Here is a 20,000-nt window from a genome sequence, read left to right as displayed (position 1 = left end):
GCAATCAGACGAAGGACTGCTTCGCCCCGGCCCTGCCTCGCCGGTTTGGATGCGCGGTCCCTTCGTCTTTCGGATGGTATCTGCCGTCGGTGATTCCCCGGGCCTGTCCCCGTCTGCGTTACGGGTGGGGCGTGGGGGATATATTTAGACGCTGGGGGCGGGAGGTCCCCTCCCGGCCCCGCAGGCGTTTAAATCAAGACAAGTCAAAGGCCCAAAAGGGCACAAAAGCTGTCTTTAGTTTACCACACTTTTCCTGAAAAGTATACTATGCGTTTCGGAAGAACAAAATCACAGCGATGTGTTTTCATCTTGTGCACATTGTTCAGAAATCGCCCGGTCCACCTCCGCTGCGCGATTGGCGTAGAAGTCGCACAGCTCGGCGGCCAGCTCCAGGTCGGGACCCTCGGTCATGATGCGCAGGGCGGACCGCCGGGCGACGGGGGTCAGGTAGACCCAGCCGCTGCCGGTGCGCATCCGCAGGCCCTCGCTGGAGGGGGTGCGGGCGTGCTCCCGGGCAAGGACCTGCATCACCCGCCCCCGGTCGGAGCTCAGCGGCACCTCCCGCCGCCAGGAGGAGAACCGGGGCGTTTTGGCCGTCAGCGACTCCAGCTTCTGGCCGGAGACGGCCATCCGCGCGCAGATCCGCACCGCCGCCGCCGGCGCCTGCCGCAGCCAAGGCAGGGCGGCGTAGAGCTCCCGGGCCGGTTCTCCGTCCCGGTCCAGGCGGAGGACGGTGCCGCCGTAGCCCGCGGCCACCAGCTCCACCGCCGCGCTGGCCGCCGGGGGGACGGCCACCTTTCCGGAGCCGTTCTCCATCTCAATGAGGGTGAGCAGGGCCAGCATCTGCCCCGGCTCCACCACCGCGCCCCGCTCGTCCTGGGCTGCGAGGGAGAAGCCGCCCTGCCGGGCCTGGAAGGCGGGGATGCCAGGCCGCCACTCCCGCTCCAGCTTGCAGCCGAAGGCGGCCAGGGCCGCCCGGAGGGCCCGGTCCTCCGGGGCCGCATCCCCCACCGCCACCGTCACCCGCCGCAGGGCGGGACGGCGCAGGCCGGCCTCGCTGGCTACCCGGCGGGCCCACTGCTCCTGAGAGACCTCCAGCTGCCGCAGGCGGCCCACCTTATCCCCTCTGGTGCGGCGCACCTCCCCCTGGAGCAGGGCGTGCTCCAGCTTGCGCTCCCTGGCCCGGTCCAGCGGCAGTCCGTTTTTGTCAAACAGGTGGAGGTAGACGGTATTCTCGCTCTCCTCCACAAACAGGGAGACCGGCAGCTGATGGAAGGCGGCCAGTCCCGCCCCCTGCACAGGGCTGGTGAGGGGGTGGGTGAGTACCTCTCCCCCGGCGGCAGCGACCCCTACCGCCGCCGCCCGGGCCAGCATCCCGGCCCCGGGGGTGGGGGAGCTGCCCAGGCCCACCTGACCTTCGGTCCCCAAAATGCTGCCCAGCATGAGCAGCGCCTCCGGTCCCATGTCCTCCCCCAGGATGCCCCGGATGACTCCGTTGTCCCCGAAGCGCAGCACCCCCTTCTGGCTCCCGCTGGTGATGGACCGGGCCAGGCGGCAGGCGGCGGGGGCGGTCTGGCCCGGCCAGAGCCGGACCCGCTCCAGCAGGGTGCTGCCCTCCTCCGCCAGGGCGTTTTCCCCAAGGACGGCCCCCTCGTTGAGGACCGCCCCCTTCCGGGCGGAGGCATCCCTGCATAGGATTGCCCCATACAGAGTGGTCCTGGGCCCGGCGGCGGCGTCTTCCAGCAGGATGGACCGCTGGACCATGGCCCGCTCCCCAACCCGGGCCCCCCGGTCCAGCACGGCGTGGGGGCCAATGAGGCAGCCCTCTCCCAGGGACACCCCCTCCCCGATCCAGCAGGGGGGCACCAGGTTCAATCCCTCCGGCAGGGGCTGGGCGGACCACACGCCGCCCTCCCGCTTGGGCAGCCCCATGTCCAGCTTGATCCTGCCGGACAGGGCGTCGCAGACACAGTCCAGATAGGCGCTGCAGTCCCCCATGTCGCACCAGTAGCCCTCCAGGGGGATGCCGTAGAGGGGCGCTCCCTCCTGGAGCAGGGCAGGGAAGAGATTCTTTCCAAAATCCCACGCCTCGTTGGCCGGGACCCGTTCCATGGCGGCGGGGGACAGAACATAGATGCCGGTGTTGATCTGATCGGTGAACACCTGGCCCCAGGCCGGCTTTTCCACAAAACGCTCTACCCTGCCGTCCCCGCCGGTCAGGACCAGTCCGTACTCCAGCGGGCGCTTGTGGCGGTAGAGGCCCAAGGTGGCCTGAGCCCCGCGCTCCTGATGAAAGCGGATCAGCCGGGACAGGTCCAGATCGCAGACGCAGTCCCCGCTGATCACCAGAAAGTCCTCCTGCCCCAGATGGTCCGCGCAGTTTTTCACACTGCCCGCCGTTCCCATGGGCTCCTCCTCGACGAAATAGGTCAGCCGCACCCCCAGCTGCTCCCCGCCGCCGAAGCGGTCCATCACCGCCTGAGGCTTGTAGCACAGGGTGACGCAGATATCGGTGATCCCGTGGTCCTTCAGCAGGCGGATGATGTGCTCCATCACCGGCCGGCCCAGCAGAGGGGTCATGGGCTTGGGCGCGCCCAGAGACAGAGGCCGCAGCCGGGTGCCCTCCCCGCCCGCCATAATGACAGCTTTCAAACCGTTCGCCATCCTTCCATTGTTCATGGTGGTTAGTATGGCTCGGGACGGCCCCTTTCAATCTTGTCTGAAGCAGTAAAATATGGTATAGTGAAAAAAATAAGGAGAGAGGAGCCCGTGGCATGAACATTCAGATCTTTGGCCGGAGCAAGTGCTTTGACACCAAAAAGGCGGAACGCTGGTTCAAGGAGCGCCGGATCAAATTCCAGTCGGTGGACGTGAGGAAATACGGCATGAGCCTGGGGGAGCTGACCAGCGTGAAGAACGCCGTGGGGCTGGAGGCCATGGCGGACCCGAAACACCCGGACGCGGTCCTGCTGTCCTACCTGGCCGGCGACGGGGCCAAGCTGGAGAAGTTCTTTGAGGACCCCTCCCTTCTGCGCACCCCGGTGGTCCGCAATGGCAGGCAGGCCACGGTGGGCTTTTGCCCCGAGGTGTGGGAGACCTGGACGTAAAAGTCCGGTTTATCGGACAGCCTTTCCGCTATGCTGGGATAAAACCAGAACAGGAGGAGAACGTCTATGGCAAAAAGTCCCAATCAGAAGACCAAACTGCTCTGTCTGTACCGCATGCTCCTGCGCCAGACCGACGAGGAGCACCCGCTCACCGTGCTCCAGATCATTGAGGAGCTGGCCCGGCAGGACATCAAGGCCGAGCGCAAGAGCATCTACGACGACCTGGAGGCCCTGCGCCTGTTCGGGATGGACATCCAGTCCCGGAAGGGGAAGACCTCCGGCTGGTTCGTGGGAGACCGGGAGTTTGAGCTGCCTGAGGTCAAGCTGCTGATGGACGCGGTGCAGTCCTCCCGCTTTATCACCCAGAAAAAGAGCGACGCCCTCATCCGCAAGCTGGAGGGGCTGGCCAGCGTCCACCAGGCAGGACAGCTCCAGCGGCAGGTGTATGTCTCCGGCCGCATCAAGGTGATGAACGAGAGCATCTACTACAACGTGGACAAGCTCCACGCCGCCATCGCCGGCCAAAAGGCCATCACCTTTAAATACTTTGACTACGACATCCAGCGGAAGAAGGTCTTCCGCCAGGACGGAAAGCGGTATATGGTCTCCCCCTACGGCCTGATCTGGAACAGCGAGAACTATTATCTGGTGGCCTTCGACCACACCCATCGGGAGCTGCGCCATTACCGGGTGGACAAGATGACCGAGATCGTTGTCACCAATCTGGACCGGGAGGGGCGGGAGCAGTACCCGAACTTCCAGCTGGCCGAGTACGGCCAGAAGCATTTTGGCATGTACAGCGGGCAGGAAATGAAGGTCACCCTCCGGGGGCGGCGGGACAAGGCCAGCCTGGTGTGGGACCGCTTTGGGCAGGAGGTCATCCTGGTCCCGGACGGGGAGGAGCACTTTACCGTCACCCTGCCGGTGGTCATCAGCCCCCAGTTTTTCGGCTGGTTGCTGGGGCTGAACGGCAGCATCACCCTGGCGGGTCCCAAGGAGGCTGTATCCGCCTACCGCCGCCGTCTGGCCGCTACCCTGGAGGAGCTGCCCTAGCGGCGGGACTGCTGGTCCTGGCCCGGGCGCAGACGTTTTCAGCTGACATTGCATATGCATGTATAAGGAATGGAACCCCCGGAGAGCTGTGCCTCTCCGGGGGTTCGCGCTTCACTCTTTTTCAACGTCCATCAACAGGCCCACCCGGCGTGCGTGGCGGCCGCCCTCGAATCCAGTGCTGAGGAAGACATCTACAATGCGTTCCGCCAGCATGGGGCCGGTGATCCCCGCGCCCAGGGCGAGCATATTGGCGTTGTTGTGGCGGCGGGTGAGTTCGGCGGACAGTATGTCGCCGCACAGGGCACAGCGGATGCCCTTCACCTTGTTGGCGCAGATGGAGATGCCGATACCGGTGGTGCAGATGACGATCCCCGTCTCGCACCGGCCGGCGGCCACCGCTTGGGCGGCCGCCTTGCCAAAGATGGGGTAGTCGCAGCTTTCCGTGCTGTTGGTGCCGAAATCCTCACATGTGAGGCCCTTCGCGGCCAGATACGCCTTGAGATGTTCCTTGAGCTGATAGCCGCCATGGTCAGACGCAATGGCAATCATGATCCTTCCTCCCATCAAAAGGCCCCTGCGGGCCGTTGTTTCGCTTCTATTGTAGCTTCTTTTCCGTCGCTTTGCAAGGGGGGCGGAGGTTTTTTCAGTCCTTTGCGGCGGAGTCCTGCTCCTTCAGGGCGGCGGCCTTGACCACGGCGGCTTTTTTCCGCTTTCTCAGAAAAACCAGCAGGAGGACGGCCAGCGCTGCCGCTCCAACGGCGGCGGCGGCCAGGCCCCAGGGAGTCTCAGCCAGGGGCTGGACGCAGAAGGTGCCCTGAGGCCCCGTCATAGACAGCAGGAGGTACTGGCCGTTTTGCTGGGCCTCCACCGGCTGCCACTGGCCGTTTTGGTACTGCCAGACCTTGGCTCCGCCCCCGCCGGGGCTGAGCAGGCGCAGAGGGACGGGGTCCTCCCCGGTCAAGCCGGTGCCGGTGAGGGTGATGTCCCAGAGCTCGGCCTCCTCGCCGGCCTCTTGGGGCGGCGGGGAGGTGCTGGCGGTTACGAGAAGCTCCACCTCGCCGGTAAAGACCCCCTCCGCCAAGGCCACGGACAGCCGGCCCTTCTGGGCGTCGCTGGCCACCAGGGTGACCCAGGGGGCGTACTCCGCCTCCACCGTGAGGTCGGAACGGAGCCCGGAGCGGTCAAACTCCGGCCACAAGCCGTAGCAGCCCTCCACCTCGGGCACCGGGGGCAGCTGGACCTGGGAGAGGTCCTCCCCGTAGAGGAAGGGGATCTGGGCCACCGTCTCCTCCCCGGCCAGGAGGGTCAGGGTAAAGCCGGTAAACTCCGGAGGGATGCCGGGCAGCTGGCTCAGCTCGTCGAAGGGGATGGGTTCCGCCCGGCCCGCATAGCTGACGCCATCCACACCTGCCGTGCCGGTGTCCACAAAGCGGTTGTCCTGCAGGACGCCATTGGCCGCCACGCCTCCGGCGACGGCTCCCAGGCACTCGCTCCCCTCCGTGATGGTGGGGATGGCATAGCACTCCTGCAGGCGGCTGGCCCAGCCGGCGATGCCGCCGACATAGTTCTTGCCCGAGAGGGTGTTTTTGGCAAAGCAGCTCCGGATGGAGGCGTCCGCAAAGCCGGCCACGCCGCCCACGTAGTCCCCTCCGGTGCTGGCCACCGAGCCGTAGTTCTGGCAGTCCAGCGCGGTACCCAGGTCCATCCGGCCCGCCAGACCGCCCACGCCGTCCTTTTTGGCGGTGACGCTGCCATAGTTCAGGCAGCTCTGCAGCACGGCCTTGGTCTCATAGGTGGCGCCGAAGGAGAAGCGGTCCGCCTGGTCGTCCTCCGGGTCCAGGTCGAACTCGATGGCCATGGCGCCCACGATGCCGCCCACGTTCCGGTCGCCCTCTACGGTGCCGGTGCTGCGGCAGTCGGCTATTTTGCCCTCCCGAGTGGCGGCGATGTCCTCCTCGGAGGTGTCCTGGATCCGATCGTCGAAGCCGTCCTCTGCGTCGCCCCGCAGCTCAATGAGGGCGTCCAGCAGTACGTCAAAGACCACGTTGAACTGGCGGCTGATGGCCCGCAGATCGGAGGCCAGCGTGTCGCCCCCGCTCTGGATCGTGCTCCGCAGCCCCTCCATCTCGTTGGACAATCCGGACAGGGCGTCAAACAGGCCGCCGCTGGCCTGACGGAAGTCGTCCCCTAGGGGGGTGAACTCCGCCGGACCGTCCGCCGTCAGAAGGTCCACCGCGTCGCCGATGGTGTCCAGGGACCGCCGCATCAGCCGCCCGATGGCGGCGGAGGAGCTGGCGGCGTCCTCGAATTCTTCCAGCGCGTCCCCCAGGTGGCCGGACAGCGCTCCGGAGCGGTTCAAGGCTGTCTGGAGTTGGGAGAGGGCGCTGTCCAGGCCGTCCCCGGCCCCCTGCAGGGTGCGGAACGCCTGGCGCAGCGCTGCCCGCGCCTCGTCTAGCGCTTCCCAGGAGAACTCCCAATCCCCCGGACTCAGAAAGCGGTGAAAGGCATCCAGCGCAGCCTCCATTGAACCCGCCGCCGAGGTCAGGCCGGAAGCCGCCTCCCGCAGGCTGCTCACCGCAGACCGCAGGTCACGCATCACCTGGCCGCCGGTGTTCACCGCATCGCCCAAGTCGTCCATGGCCCGCTCCAGCCGGACGGACAGACGCTCCAGCTGTCCGCCCGCGTCGGACAGATCGTCCAGGGCGGGGGAGATCTTGTCCAGAGCGCTGGTAATATCTGCAGACAGCAGATTGATGGTCTCCACATTTTCGTCGGCAAAGTCCCCCACCCGGTTCAGCAGCCGCTGGGAGCTGTCCCTGGCGTCGTCGGTGAAGCCGCTCATGACCTCCAGCCGGTCGTAGACGCTGTCCCCGGTGCGCTGGGCGTTGTCCAGGGCGCGGTTGATGAAGCGGTCCAGGGTGTCCAGCTCGGTGCGCAGGCGGTTCAAAGTATCCTCGCCGGGGTCGACCAGCAGATACGGCTCCGCCTGGCCCACAATGCCGCCCACGTCCTTGCGGCCATAGACCGTTCCGGAGTTGACGCACCCCGCCAGATAGCCGCTCTGCCGGCCGGCAATCCCGCCGGTGTTGTAGCCCACGTGGGGGTACCCCACCGTGCCGTAGTTGGTGCAGCTCTGTACCACACCGCTGGAATAGCCCACGATGCCGCCGGTATCAAAGCCGCTGCTGAGCAGGTGATAGGTCTCGTCATCGGCGGCGGCCCGCTCCTCCAGGGCGGCCCCGGCGCCCGCATCCAGCAGGTCGATGGAGGACTCGGTCTGGGTCAGATTCACTCCAGCTCTGTTCTCGCACTTCAGCAGCAGGCCCAGATTGCGGCCTGCGATCCCGCCGGCAGCGTTGTCTCCGCTGACCGAGCCGGAGGAGGTGCAGCGGATGATCTGTCCGGCCGCGCAGTTTCGTCCGGCGATCCCGCCCACGCTGCTGTCCCCCTGGACGGTCCCCTGGAACGCGCAGTCCTGCAGGACCCCGGCGTTGTCGCCCACGATGCCGCCCACGGTGGAGCGGGTCCCCTCTGGGACGACCGTCCCCTGGACGGTCAGGTCCTGGACGGTCCCGCTGGGCTGGATGTACCGGAACAGCCCCTGGACGGAGCCCGCGGAGGTGATCCGCAGGCCGGAGATGGTATGTCCCTGCCCCAGGAAGGTCCCGCCGAAGGTGGGGATGGGGGTGAACTCCTCTGCTGCCAGCTCCAGGTCGGCGGCCAGCACCACCGTTTTCCCCTGGGACCAGGTGTCCAGCGCACAGCTTTTGGCAAAGCGGAGCAGGTCCTCCGCGGTGGAAATGGTCACGGTATCCCCCGGCTCGGCCCAAGTCACGGGCATCGCAAAGGATGCTAGCAGCCACCAGGCCAGCAGAAGGGCGAGCAGCCGGTCGGTAAAACGCTTATTCATGGGCTTCCGCCCCCTTTCCTGCCGTAAGCGCCGCCGCAGGCGGGTCGTCCTCCACGGGCTCCAGCGTCCCTGCCGCCACTGCGGCGTTGATGGTGCCGTGGAGCGTGCCGCTGAAGTCGGCGTCCACCATGCCGGAGACGTAGCCCCGTACGTGGCCGTCCACCCGCATGGCGCCGGTGTGGGTCTGGATGGGAAGCCGGGCCTTGAGGGTGAAGGCGGTCTTTTCGATGATGATGTCGCCCAGCAGCAGGATCTGGGGCAGGATTCCCATCACCAGGAAGATGGAAATCAGAGTGCCCCGGCCCAGGCACACCCCGATGGAGGCGATGGAGGCGGTGGTGGACAGCACGCCGATGGCGATTCCGGCGGAGGCCAGGATGGTGCCCGAGGTGACGATGGTGGGAAATGCCTCGTTCAGGGACTCGATCACCGCGTCCTTGGGGGACATGGTCTGCTTCAGCTCCACATAGCGGTTGGCGATGACGATGGCGTAGTCAATGTTGGCGCCCATCTGGATGGAGCTGACCACCAGATAGCTGAGGAAGAACAGGGGCTCATGCTGCAGATAGGGGAAGGAGAAATTGATCCACACGCTGCCCTGAATGACCAGAATCAGCAGGATGGGCAGTCCGGCGGACTGGAAGGTGAACACCAGCACCAGCACCACAAAGACGATGGTGAGGATGCTGATCAGCAGATTGTCGTTGCCGAAGGAGGTGGACAGATCCAGATCGCTGGTGGAATTGCCCACCAGCAGGGCGTCTTCCCCGTAGTACCGGCCCACGACCTGGTGCATGGTGTCCAGAAAGGCGAAGGTCTCCGCGCCCTCCTCGGGCAGGTCCAGCTGGAGGACCAGACGGCTGTAGTTCTCCCCCTTCAGCTGGAGCTGCGCATCGGTGAGCTGCGTGTGGAGGTCCTCGATGGTCTCGGTCATGTCGTCGTCCAGGGTGACGTAGCCCTCCTCCATCATGTCGTAGACGTACAGAAACATGTCAATGAGGGGCACGCCGTAGCTGTTCAGGCCGGAAACCACCTGCCCATAGTCCTCCTGGTCGACGGCGTAGGCGGAGTACAGCAGCCGGGTCACCTCGATGTCCAGGTCGGTCATCTCCGCGAACTGCCGGGGGGTCAGCCGGTCGGTCAGGACGTAGCCGTCCATAGCGTCCACGTTGGCCAGGCCCAGCACGGTGTTGGTCTCGGGCATCCGCTCCAGCTCCCGGAGCAGACGGCCCTCCTGCTCGTAATCCCCCTGGGGTACCAGCACAGCCAGGGTGTTCACCCGGCCGAAGGTATCGTTCACCCGGGTCTGGGCGATCTGGGTCTCGTTTTTGCGTATGGTGGTCAGCTCGGTCTGTCCGTAGGCGTAGGGACAGCGGTTGGCGAAGACAAAGCCCCCAATCAGCAGCGCCACAAACAGCGGCGGCATGATGAAGCGGGTCTTCACAGCCAGACGGCCCCAGCCGGTGATCTGGGGGACAAAGCTGCGGTGGTGGGTGCGGTCAATGAAACCGCTGAAGCTGAACAGCAGCCCCGGCATCAGGGTGAACACAGCCAGCAGGCTGAGTACGATGGCCTTCATCAGCACCAGGCCCAGGTCCTTCCCGATGCCGAACTGCATGAAGCACATGGCCCCCAGGCCGGAGAGCGTGGTCATGGAGCTGCCGGAGATCTCGGGGATTGCCTTGCTCAGGGCCAGCACCACCGCCTCTCTGGCCTCCATGCGCTCCCGCTCCTCGGTGTAGCGGTGGCAGAGGATGATGGCGTAATCGATGGCCAGAGCAAGCTGAAGCACCACCGCCACCGAGTTGGAGACAAAGGAGATCTCTCCAAAGATAAAGTTGGTGCCCTTGTTCATCAGGGCCGCCATGCCGAAGGTCATGAGCAGCACCGGGATTTCCATATAAGTGTGGGAGGTGAACAGCAGCACCACCAGGATGATCACCACGGCAATGAGCATGACCACCTGCATCTCGGCGTCCAGGCTGGCGGAAGCTGAGTCGCCGGTGTCGCCGGTGATGTAGACGTCATACCCCTCCAGCAGGGCCTTGACGCCCTCCAGCCCCTCCAGGCTCACCGGATCGCTGGCGGTGCCGTCGTAGGTGATGGAGAACAGGGCGGAGCCGTTGGTGTAGTGGTCCGCCGTGCCGTCGAAGGCCACCTCCTTCACCCCCGGAAGGGCCTCTGCCTGCTCCGCCAGAAGCTCCGCCTGGCGGTAGGAGATGTTGTCCACCATGATGCGGCTGGTGCCGAAGGTGACAAATTCCTGGTCCATGATCGTCAGGCCCTGACGGGTCTCGGTGGTGTCGGGCAGGTAGCTGGTCAGATCGTCGTTGACCTCCACCCAGCTGCTGGAGAACACGCAAAAGATGGCGATGCCGATGTACATGAGATAAAAAGCCTTCCGCTTATCTACAATGAAGGCGGAGACCCGTTCCATCGGGCTCTGCTTTTCCGATTGCTCTGCTGTGTTCCGGTTCAAGGTAAGCACTCCTTTCTACTGAGCTATGACATATTATAATACTATTTTCCGGCCTGAAATGCAAGAGAGGCTGGCGAACGTCCCTTTTCAGAAACGTGTTGCTGGGATATAACTTCGGCAGCTTCTACAAAAGCACATTGATATAACAGAAACTATGCGCTATAATCAATTCGACAAATCCATATTTAAGGGGAGAGAATATGAAAAATTTTTCTATGCCAGAGCAAGTTTCTCCGACATTAGAAATAGATGAGTTAATGAGGTTGAAACATAGTTTGGAAAAGAATATATCAAGGGAAGTTGCAGAAAGCATAATCAAAGAAATTCCATTATCTATAAATTCAACACCAGACATTCGAGCCGAGTGGGTAGAAAAGCTATCTGCTATTCTTGAAAGTAGATTTGATAAAAAAACGGTAAAAAACATTCGCCAAGAGTGCTATTGTAATGAAAATGGCAGGTTAGAAGATACAGCAAATAACTTGAAACAACTCTATCTCTCTTTGGATAAGGATTTGCATAGATTTGTCAATGCTTTGAATGAAAATGGCGCCGGTTGGTTTATTAAAGATAATCTATTGTATACAAAAATGTTTTCTTGTGAATGTCCTATGTTAGAAAAAGCAAAAAATTCAAATTCATTAACATGGTGTCACTGCACTGCTGGATATAACAAAAAATTATTTGAGATTGTTTTTGAAAAACCTGTCTGTGTAGAAATTGTGCAAAGTATACGGCAAGGATTTGATTTTTGCCTTTTGAGAATTACAGTTCAATAAATTCCCCTTTGTCGGACAGTCATCCATCAACAGGGGATTGCTCCCTTTGGATATTTTGACGCGCGGTTTGACGAAGCAGCTTTTGGCAACACCAATCTGAAAAGGGATTGGCGAACCGAAGACCGCCGCTCTGTTTTGCTGGATAAAACTGTCGAAAAATGCTGGAAAGCGGGGGAATAAGAGTTCTTTTCGTGAATATAGTGTCTGATTTCCTGGGGGCGGCCTCAAAAATTATACGTCATATGTAAAGAAATTGTGTTGCAATCTGCTTTACAAATGGTATAATGAATTCGTGCTGAAGGGAGTGGCTTTCATGGCACAGGTTATGGTCAACTTTCGTCTCGACGAAGAAATCAAAAAAAGCATGGAGCAGGCCTGCCGGGAAATGGGGCTGAGCATGACAACTGCCTTTACCATTTTTGCGAAAAAAGTCGGAAGCGAGAAGCGAATCCCCTTTGAGATCACCGCGGAGTCCCGCCGTCCGGACAGCCGCAGGGAGCAGGGGGAGGATCAGCTCCTGCTGGTGCGGAAGCAGGAGCGCCTGGAGCTGCTGTGCGCCGCCATCCGCCGCTCGCTGACCGCCATCCACACCGGAATCCCCGCCTCCATCACCGGGCTGTCCATGGAGCGGGTCCGCATGCTGTGCGGGGACGAGCTCAAGGATAAGGCGGCAGGGACTGCCAGCGCCGCCAAAAGCTTATTCTCCAGCCGGAGCAGGGAGTCCTTGGCCGCCAAGGACCTGAGCCTCCTGGACGAGTATCTTGACGGGCTGTCCGCCGTGGCGGAGGAGCTGTCCAGCATCGAGCACACCCTGATCCCCGCCATGAAGTCCTGGCGGGGGGAGAGCTCCGGCGATTTTCAGCCCTATGAGCAGCGGCTGGCCGCAGTTTCCCAGCGCTTTGACGCACTGACCTCCCTGCTGCAGCGGTTTCTGCAGTCCTCTGCCTGCGGAGCCTACGGGGTGAGGACAAGGCTCCGCCAGGCCGCCCGTCCGGTTGAGACCGCCTATGTGCTGTCGGCGCTGGACAATCTGGAGAGTCTGCTGGTCCGGTGCTGTGACACGCTGGAGGAGCGGACGCAGGAGCGTCTGGAATCCGATTACCTCCATACGCTGGAGCTGGCTCTGCGGGAGCTGGCCCAGGCGGAGCGGAACGGCGGTGACGTGAGCGGAACAGCCGCCCTCTGCCTGCGGGTGATCAACGTGCTGTCCCAGGTGATCTCCGACAGCTGGCAGACCCGGCAGGAGTGGAGCGGCCGGAGCCTGGAGGCGGAGGTGGCGGCCCTGGAGCGTCTGGCCGCCATGCGCGGCGATATCGCGGGCGGCATGAAGCCGGAGGGCTGACGAAAATTCCAGGCCGGACATGACTCTGGCTTGTTTTTATAAAACACAGACATGTAACATCTGAAAGGAGGAATCCCCATGCCGGAAACTATTCTGCCCATGCTTCCCGTTCCCGTTATCCTGATTGTGCTCGTGCTGGTGGTCATTCTGCTGCTCGGCTACGTCAAGGCCCCGCCGGATCAGGCATACATCATCTCTGGTCTCAAAAAAGAGAGCAAGGTCCTGATTGGACGGGCCGGGATCCGCGTTCCCTTCCTGGAGCGCATGGATAAGCTGTACCTGGGCCAAATGACGGTGGACATCAAGACGGAGCAGTCCGTCCCCACCAGCGACTTTATCAACGTGAATGTGGACGCAGTCGCCAAGGTCCGCATCTCTCCCCACGCGGACGGGATCAAGCTGGCGGCCAAGAACTTTTTGAACAAGCGCGCCAGCGATATCACCCGGGACCTTCAGGACTCCCTTCAGGGCAATATGCGTGAGATCATCGGTACCCTGTCCCTCAAGGAGATCAACACGGATCGGGATTCCTTCTCCGATCAGGTCATGCAGAAGGCCAGCAAGGATATGGATAAGCTGGGCATCGAGATTCTCTCCTGCAATATCCAGAACGTCACCGACGAGAACGGGCTGATCAAGGACCTGGGCGCCGACAACACCAGCCTGATCAAGAAAAACGCCGCCATTGCCAAGGCTCAGGCAGACCGGGACATCGCCATCGCCCAGGCGGAGGCGGAGCGGGAATCCAACGAGGCCCGGGTCCAGGCGGACACCCAGATCGCCCAGAAGCAGACCGAGCTGGAGATCAAGCGGGCCGAGCTGAAGATTATGGCCGATGGGAAAAAGGCCGAGGCCGACGCCGCCTATGAGATCCAGAGCCAGGAGCAGCGCAAGAGTATCGAGACCGCTACGGTCAACGCGGAGATCGCAAAGACCCAGCGTCAGGCTGAGCTGAAGCAGTACGAAGTCGAGGTGGAGAAGCAGAAGCTGGAGGCGGAGATCCGCGCCAAGGCAGACGCCGAACGCTACCGCCAGCAGCAAGAGGCGGAGGCCGCCCTCTTCAAGCGCCAGAAGGACGCCGAGGCAGCGCGCTATGAGCAGGAGCAGAAGGCGGAAGCGGAGATGAAAATTGCTGAGGCCCAGAAGTATACCAAGGAGCAGGAGGCGGAAGGAATTGCCGCCGTAGGCAAAGCGGAGGCAGAAGCGATCCGCGCCAAGGCTCTGGCGGAGGCGGAAGGCATTGACAAGAAGGCCGAGGCCATGAAGAAATACGGCGAGGCCGCCGTCATCGAGATGGTCATGCAGGCCCTGCCTGAGATTGCGAAAAATGTAGCCGCGCCGCTGTCCAGGGTGGATAAGATCACCATGTACGGCGAGGGCAACAGCGCCAAGCTGCTGGAAGACATCATCACCGGGACCTCTCAGGTCACCGAAGGCATTACCCAAAGCATGGGCCTGGACGTCAAGTCTCTGGTGGCCGGCATGCTGGGTGGTAAGCTGGCCGGCGGAGAGGAGAAAACCATCATCATTCAGAATCCCTCCCCCACCGACAAAGCAGAGCATCCCCCTGCCAGCCCGCAGGAAGACTTGCAGTAGGCTGTGCAGTCCCCCATCTGTTCAGGATGGGCTCAGATAATAAATCAAGATACATCGGCCTTCACAAATCATTTACGTTGGATGTCTACCAAACGCCTACCAAAACCGCCCCCAATCTCCTGCGATGCAGGAGGTTGGGGGCGGTCTGCATTTCTGGACGTCTACCAGCCGACTACCAGTAAAACTTTTTTACATCGAAACCGCTTGTTTCTTTGGATTGCCTCCTGTTTTCACAACAAAAAATCGCCTGTAAGTGGCGTGACACGGCGGTGGCCGGAGGGAAACGTCGAAAAACCTCGAAAATTTTGGGCAAAACGCAGAATATTCGGAACCTTTGCTCAGACTTACGGGGTCTACCAAGTATCCGAAGCGGGACGCGTCCAGCCCAAAACCGGCCCCTCTCAGGCCGAACAAAATTAAAGGAGGAAATCCGAATGAGAAACCTGAAGCGGGCCCTCAGCCTGACTCTGGCTTCTGTCATGCTCCTGGGCATGATGGTGGTTGGTTCCAGCGCGGCTGCGGGCTATGACGATGTCGCTGATACCGACAACGTCGAAGCGATCGAGGTTCTGCAGGCCATCGAAGTCATGGTCGGCGACGAGCGGGGCTTTGGTCCTGAACGTCCCGTCAACCGTGCCGAGATGGCGGTCGTCATGGGCAAGCTGCTGAGCCTGGATTACAACTACTACTCCACCACCTGTCCCTTTACCGACGTCTACGACTGGGCCCAGGGCTGGGTCGGCGCCTGCGCCGCCAACGGCATCGTGTCCGGCCGCGGCGACGGCATCTACGATCCCGGCTCCACTGTGACCGCCGTGGAGGCCGCCTCCATGCTGATGCGTGCGCTGGGCTACTTCAAGTACCAGAACGACTACGCGGACGGCTTTGAGGTTGCCACTGTTCGTCAGGGTACCATCATCGGCATCTTTGACGGCGTCGGTTCCAGCGCCACTGAGCCCATGACCCGTAATCAGGTGGCTCAGATGGTCCTGAATGCTCTGCAGTCCGCTGTGGTGGAACCCGATGGCAACACCATCAACCTGACCACTCCCGACGGCACTGTCTACACCGGCAAGGTCAACTACGTCAGCGTGACCAGCAACAAGGACTATGCCCGTGCCATCAGCAAGGTGCAGGCTTCCTCCATCGGCTCTCAGAACGACAGCCCCATCGTGGAGCTGGGCGAGCGGCTGTACAACGGCGAGCTGAAGCTGAAGACCGATGATCTGGATGCGTTTGGCCGTCCCTCCCGCACTTGGGAGTATAAGGGCAAGGCCATCGGCACCTACATGAAGAAGGAGCTCATCCACGCGGAGTATACCGTCAAGGTGACTGGCAAGGAGCTGTATGAGCTGATTGGCAAGGCCACCATTGAGGACAAGGATTACACCTTCGACTTCTACATCGACGGCGTGAACACTGACGAGGCCAAGAACCTTCTGGGCGGCGCTCACTTTGTCCTGGGTGACCTGAACAAGAACAACAAGAGCGGCGTCGGCGCCACCGGCAACGGTGTGCTGACCCAGGTGTTTGTGGATTCTGACGCCAAGGAAGTCACCATTGCCATCATCAACACCTATCTGGCCAAGGCCACTGCCGACTACAACGAGAAGAAGGAAGAGGCCAGCCTGGAGGTCTATGCCATTGACAACAAGGGGGACAAGAATGCTCCCGTCTATGTCAAGGAGATGCTGGACAACAGGACCGACTCCGAGACCATCGCTCTGGCGGCCGAGGACTTCGCCATCGCTAAGGATGTGGTGGACGGCGACTTCTTCCTGGTCAACATCGCGGAGGGCGAGATCCAGATCGTGAAGGAGCCTGAAGTCCTCAGCGCCACCACCGTGACCGCCTTCTCCAAGGGCGACTATGTCGTGACCGACGGCACTCAGTATGACTACGCCCATGCCATCGAGTACGACCCCGAGGTCCTGGAAGAGTGGACCAACGGCGGCAGCAAAATCAACCTGAAGGACCGCCAGTACAACCTGTATCTGGACACCTACGGCTATGTGGCCGGTATCGATCTGGTTGAGGATCCCGACAACTACGTGTTCATTACCGGTGTGGATCAGGATGCCAGCAACCTGGCCGCCACCAACTTCAAGGCCAACGCCATCTTCCTGGACGGCACCATGCAGACCATCGAGGTCAACGGCAAGAAGAGCAACTTCAACCGCGGCGCCTGGGAAGGCCCCCTGGTAAACCGTTGGTTCACCTATACCCTGAACAGCACGACCAACCTGTACACCGTGGACGAGGTCAATGACGTCATCCGCACCAAGGGCTCCGACGGCAACTACACCGTTGACGCCGACACCGTCCGCATCAACACCACAACGGCCAACAAGAACGACGCCGGCTCCAAGTGGCTGCACAGCAACAGCGTCAAGCTGGCTCAGTTCGCCACCAAGAACGTGGACGCCGTCAAGCCCAACACGTGGGAAGATTACGCGGGCGTTCAGGAGAACGAGAACGGAGAGTACAAGATTGGCCTGAAGCGCGTCTCCCTGCCCGCCATCGGCTACAACGGCAGGAGCGTCGGCCAGCCCTTCTCTCTGGTCTATGGCAACGACGCCACCGTCTATCTCACCGCCAAGGTGGAGACCATCAACTCCAAGACCGGCACCGGCGCCGGCAAGTATGTGGGCGTTATCTCTGATGTGGACAACGTCACTGTGGGCGTGAAGAACGCCGACCTGACCACCTACACCAAGGAGAAGGCCATCGCCGAGGCCGACAAGAACTCCGCCAGCAGCGCCAACTGGCACGCCACAGACGCCGCCTACGGCGCTTACTCCCTGTACAAGGACAACGGCTACATCATCGCCACCGTCGTGGTCGGTGAGGACAGCTCCGCCGTCAAGAACCTGGTCTATGCTCACACCAGCGACGTGAAGAACGAGTCCTATAACTCCTCCACCGACGAGTGGACCTGGACCCGCAAGGTCATCTTCAACGGCGAAGAGGTGGAGCTGACCGAGGTGGGCGATCAGCTGGATCAGCTGGACGATATGCAGCAGTTCAACTGGTATCAGGTGAAGCTCAACGGCAAGGGCGAGGTCACCAGCGTCCAGCTGGCTGAGAAGGCTCTGGACAACTACAAGGGCGATTCCGCCTATGCCCAGGAGGGCTTCGAGTATGCGGACGACATCGCCAAGGTTCAGCCCTGCGTGCTTGAGAAGGACACCGTTCTCTACGAGAGAGCCCTGTACAGCAACGAGTATCCCGCTCTGAGCGCCAAGCCCAACGCCATTGTCAACAGCAGCAAGCTGCCCAGCCTGAAGAACAACGTCCTCTTCGCTGAGACCGAGGCCAGAACCGGCTTCCATGTCCGCGACGATGTGAAGGCCGTGCTCATCCAGACCCGCAACAACGAGAAGAACAAGGTCTTCTTCGAGGAAGGCGTAAAGGAACTGGAAGAGATGATCAAGCAGCTGAATCCCAGCGAGACCGGCACCTACAACTATGAAATCAGCGCAATCCTCACCGGCGGCGACGCCAGCGTGGTCATCATCCACGACCTGAACGGCGACGGATACACCCCCGGCGTGGATAACGGCGAGCACAAGGTGACCGCCACCTACGACAAGTATCACACCTTCACCGTCACCATCAACGACGGCTGCACGCCCAACAACGTGGAAATTGCCGCCGCCATTCGCTACGAGCTGGAGACCAACCACGGCGGCTCCAACGTGAGCGTGAACTTCAAGGACAACAAGGTGGAAGAGGTCAGCTGGACCGCCCCCGGCGGCGAGCGCGTTACCCTGACCGTGTCCAGCGGCAACCTGACCGTTAAGATCTTCCGTCAGGTCGCTGTGAACGGCAAGAATGTGCCCATCACCAGCGGCACCACCTGGGCCAACCTGCTGGCCAACTGCGGCACTGACTTCGCCAAGTTCCCCTATGTGAAGACCACCGCATGGAACGGAACCGAGCGGTATCGAAAGTACTCTGACATTGCAAGCAACAATGTTGACACGGACATCAACACTCCCAACTCCGACAGCGGCATTGACTGGATTGCTGTGGATACCGGCTACATGACCGCCAGCGGCATGAACACTGCCGAGGCTCAGGCCGCGATTGCCGAGGCCAAGCAGGCCACCAAGGTGGTTGGCGAGGGTGCAAGTCAAAGCAACGGCCATGACGGCAAGCTGCCCAGCAACTGCCCGGGCGCTCCCGCCGGCGTAAGCGTGGACGTCCGCAACGGCACCGTCTATGTCTCCGGCACCTGGGCTCCCGGTTCTGAGACCAGCCACACCTGGGGCACTAGCACAGGCTGGGGCATGAACCAGAGCCTGTACAACGACGCGACTCACTTCATGGTTCCCTTCGTGTTCGAGATTCCCGAGGGCGCTTACTTCATGGAGCGCACCAAGCCCGACAGCATGTACTATAATTATCATGACGTAGACCAGGATGTTATGGGCTTCATGGTCAGCAAAGAGGACGTGGCGCGCGGCTATGGCGAGTGCCATGTGAACTGGTATGCTGATGCCAACCACACAATCCTCATGGGCAGCACCACCTGGACCATTGACCTGAGCGGTTTGAGCGGCGGCACAACTGGTACCAAGATTGACATGAGTGTTACAAATGTGGCGGACAATGCAACCATTGATACCATCAAGGCTCTCAATCCTGGCGCTCATGTGCTGAACCAACTGTCCACCAACTTGACCAGTTTGGTTCACGGTAGTGCGAATCAGAACATGTTCTTCGTGTTCAAGAGCAACGACACCACCGCTCATAGCGCAACCTTCACCATTCGCGCTGAAGATGGAACGATTATGTATCAGGAGACGAGTAGCTTCAGTGCGAGTAGCGCAGAAGGCAAAGAGAGTCTTAGCCACGTCTTCTACGTGCAGGTCCTTGGCGATTGTGTAAACCAGGAGCAGAACTACCCCATGACGAGCAAGGGTCTGCCCACTGGCAACTACACCTGGACCATCACTGGCACAAACGTGCTCGACGCGCCCGGCGGTAATTTCACCATCGGCACTGCGTCCTGATGGACAGCTGAAGCACTGCAATTCCAAAAAAATTCTTCTCTGTGCAGGGAGGACCCCGGGCGTTGGCCCGGGGTCCTTCTCATGGTCATTTAGAGGCGTCCAGCAAGGCAATCAGGGAATAGAGCTTGCCGCTCTCGTTGCACAAGCCGGCAGCCGTCGAGGTCCCGGACCAGGACACGCTTTTTTCGGACCACCGCACGGCGCCGTCGCAGAAGGTCTGCCCCGCCCAGCCCGCGCCGTGGCTGGACCCGCGGATGGCAGAAAAGTGGCTGTAGGTTCCAAAGGCGAATATGGCCAGCACCCGATGGTCAAAGTCGTGCATGCAGGTCCCGCCGGTGCCGGAGTATGTGCGGCAGACGATCATGCAGTTCCCCAGTCCTGCGATGGTGCTGGTGTGGTTCGCCAGGGTGGCTCCCTGGGCGGACACGGTTTGAGAGAGCGCGTCCAGGGCGGACTGCTCCGCCTTTCCGCCCACCGCCCGGTCCAGCGCCTCCACCGCGGAGGCGTCCGCCTTGGCTGCGAGAGCGCTGTCGATCTTGGCGTTGTCATGGTTGAAGTCGTCCATCAGGACCTTGTCGGAGCGTTCCCACTGGTTGAGCTGATAGTTGGGTGTGTAGTTGGCTGGCATAGTTTGACCTCCTGAATTGTAATCGAGCCCCTGTAACGCCCCCCGAACCCTTTGGCGAAGCGCTCCCGGCCCCCTTTCGCAAAGGGAG

General features: G+C 61.4%; 11 protein-coding genes. 6 read left to right on the top strand and 5 right to left on the bottom strand.

The features are described from left to right. Positions 1-288: 288 nt before the first annotated feature. A complete protein-coding gene (locus tag VV088_RS15420; RefSeq protein ID WP_334601599.1) occupies positions 289-2,652 on the bottom strand; it encodes a sugar phosphate nucleotidyltransferase in 2,364 nt (787 codons plus the stop codon). A gap of 122 nt (positions 2,653-2,774) precedes the next feature. Between VV088_RS15420 and VV088_RS15415 the strand changes: the two genes are divergently transcribed. Beyond that, positions 2,775-3,107: an arsenate reductase family protein gene (locus VV088_RS15415; protein ID WP_334601598.1), complete on the top strand. Its 333-nt coding sequence runs from the start codon at positions 2,775-2,777 to the stop codon at positions 3,105-3,107. A 66-nt stretch (positions 3,108-3,173) separates the two neighbouring features. After that, positions 3,174-4,160: a helix-turn-helix transcriptional regulator gene (locus VV088_RS15410; RefSeq protein WP_334601597.1), complete on the top strand. Its 987-nt coding sequence runs from the start codon at positions 3,174-3,176 to the stop codon at positions 4,158-4,160. A 111-nt stretch (positions 4,161-4,271) separates the two neighbouring features. On the opposite strand, the gene rpiB is transcribed toward VV088_RS15410, so the two are convergent. The 3 genes from rpiB to VV088_RS15395 all read right to left on the bottom strand — a co-directional run bounded on the left by rpiB (position 4,272) and on the right by VV088_RS15395 (position 10,549). Continuing rightward, entirely contained in the window at positions 4,272-4,709 is a 438-nt protein-coding gene (rpiB, locus tag VV088_RS15405) for a ribose 5-phosphate isomerase B (RefSeq protein WP_334601596.1), read from the bottom strand. Between the two features lie 94 nt (positions 4,710-4,803). Beyond that, entirely contained in the window at positions 4,804-8,070 is a 3,267-nt protein-coding gene (locus tag VV088_RS15400; protein ID WP_334601595.1) for a hypothetical protein, read from the bottom strand. Further along, positions 8,063-10,549 carry an efflux RND transporter permease subunit gene (locus VV088_RS15395; RefSeq protein WP_334601594.1) on the bottom strand — a complete coding sequence of 829 codons (2,487 nt, stop codon included), beginning with the start codon at positions 10,547-10,549 and terminating at the stop codon, positions 8,063-8,065. The genes VV088_RS15400 and VV088_RS15395 overlap by 8 nt, the downstream gene beginning before the upstream one ends. A 200-nt stretch (positions 10,550-10,749) precedes the next feature. On the opposite strand from VV088_RS15395, the gene VV088_RS15390 reads away from it, so the two are divergent. The 4 genes from VV088_RS15390 (at position 10,750) to VV088_RS15375 (ending at position 19,284) form a co-directional block, all read left to right on the top strand. Continuing rightward, complete coding sequence (locus VV088_RS15390) at positions 10,750-11,328, top strand: DUF6144 family protein (RefSeq protein ID WP_334601593.1); 579 nt, start codon at positions 10,750-10,752, stop codon at positions 11,326-11,328. A 313-nt stretch (positions 11,329-11,641) separates the two neighbouring features. Continuing rightward, the gene (locus tag VV088_RS15385) at positions 11,642-12,670 is read left to right on the top strand and encodes a type II toxin-antitoxin system RelB/DinJ family antitoxin (protein ID WP_334601592.1); all 1,029 of its coding nucleotides are present in this window, start codon (positions 11,642-11,644) and stop codon (positions 12,668-12,670) included. Positions 12,671-12,748: 78 nt separating this feature from the next. Next, positions 12,749-14,266 (top strand): flotillin family protein, encoded by a 1,518-nt coding sequence (locus tag VV088_RS15380; RefSeq protein WP_334601591.1) that lies wholly within the window; start codon positions 12,749-12,751, stop codon positions 14,264-14,266. 434 nt (positions 14,267-14,700) lie between these two features. Continuing rightward, positions 14,701-19,284 carry an S-layer homology domain-containing protein gene (locus VV088_RS15375; RefSeq protein ID WP_334601590.1) on the top strand — a complete coding sequence of 1,528 codons (4,584 nt, stop codon included), beginning with the start codon at positions 14,701-14,703 and terminating at the stop codon, positions 19,282-19,284. Between the two features lie 85 nt (positions 19,285-19,369). Here VV088_RS15375 and VV088_RS15370 read toward each other — a convergent pair whose 3' ends face one another. Then, complete coding sequence (locus tag VV088_RS15370; RefSeq protein ID WP_334601589.1) at positions 19,370-19,912, bottom strand: hypothetical protein; 543 nt, start codon at positions 19,910-19,912, stop codon at positions 19,370-19,372. Positions 19,913-20,000 lie beyond the last annotated feature (88 nt).

It is taken from the genome of Lawsonibacter sp. JLR.KK007 (genome assembly GCF_036941135.1).
Taxonomy (GTDB): Bacteria; Bacillota; Clostridia; order Oscillospirales; family Oscillospiraceae; genus Lawsonibacter.
Note: the sequence above shows the minus strand (reverse complement) of the source record. Positions and strands in the feature narration are given on the sequence as shown.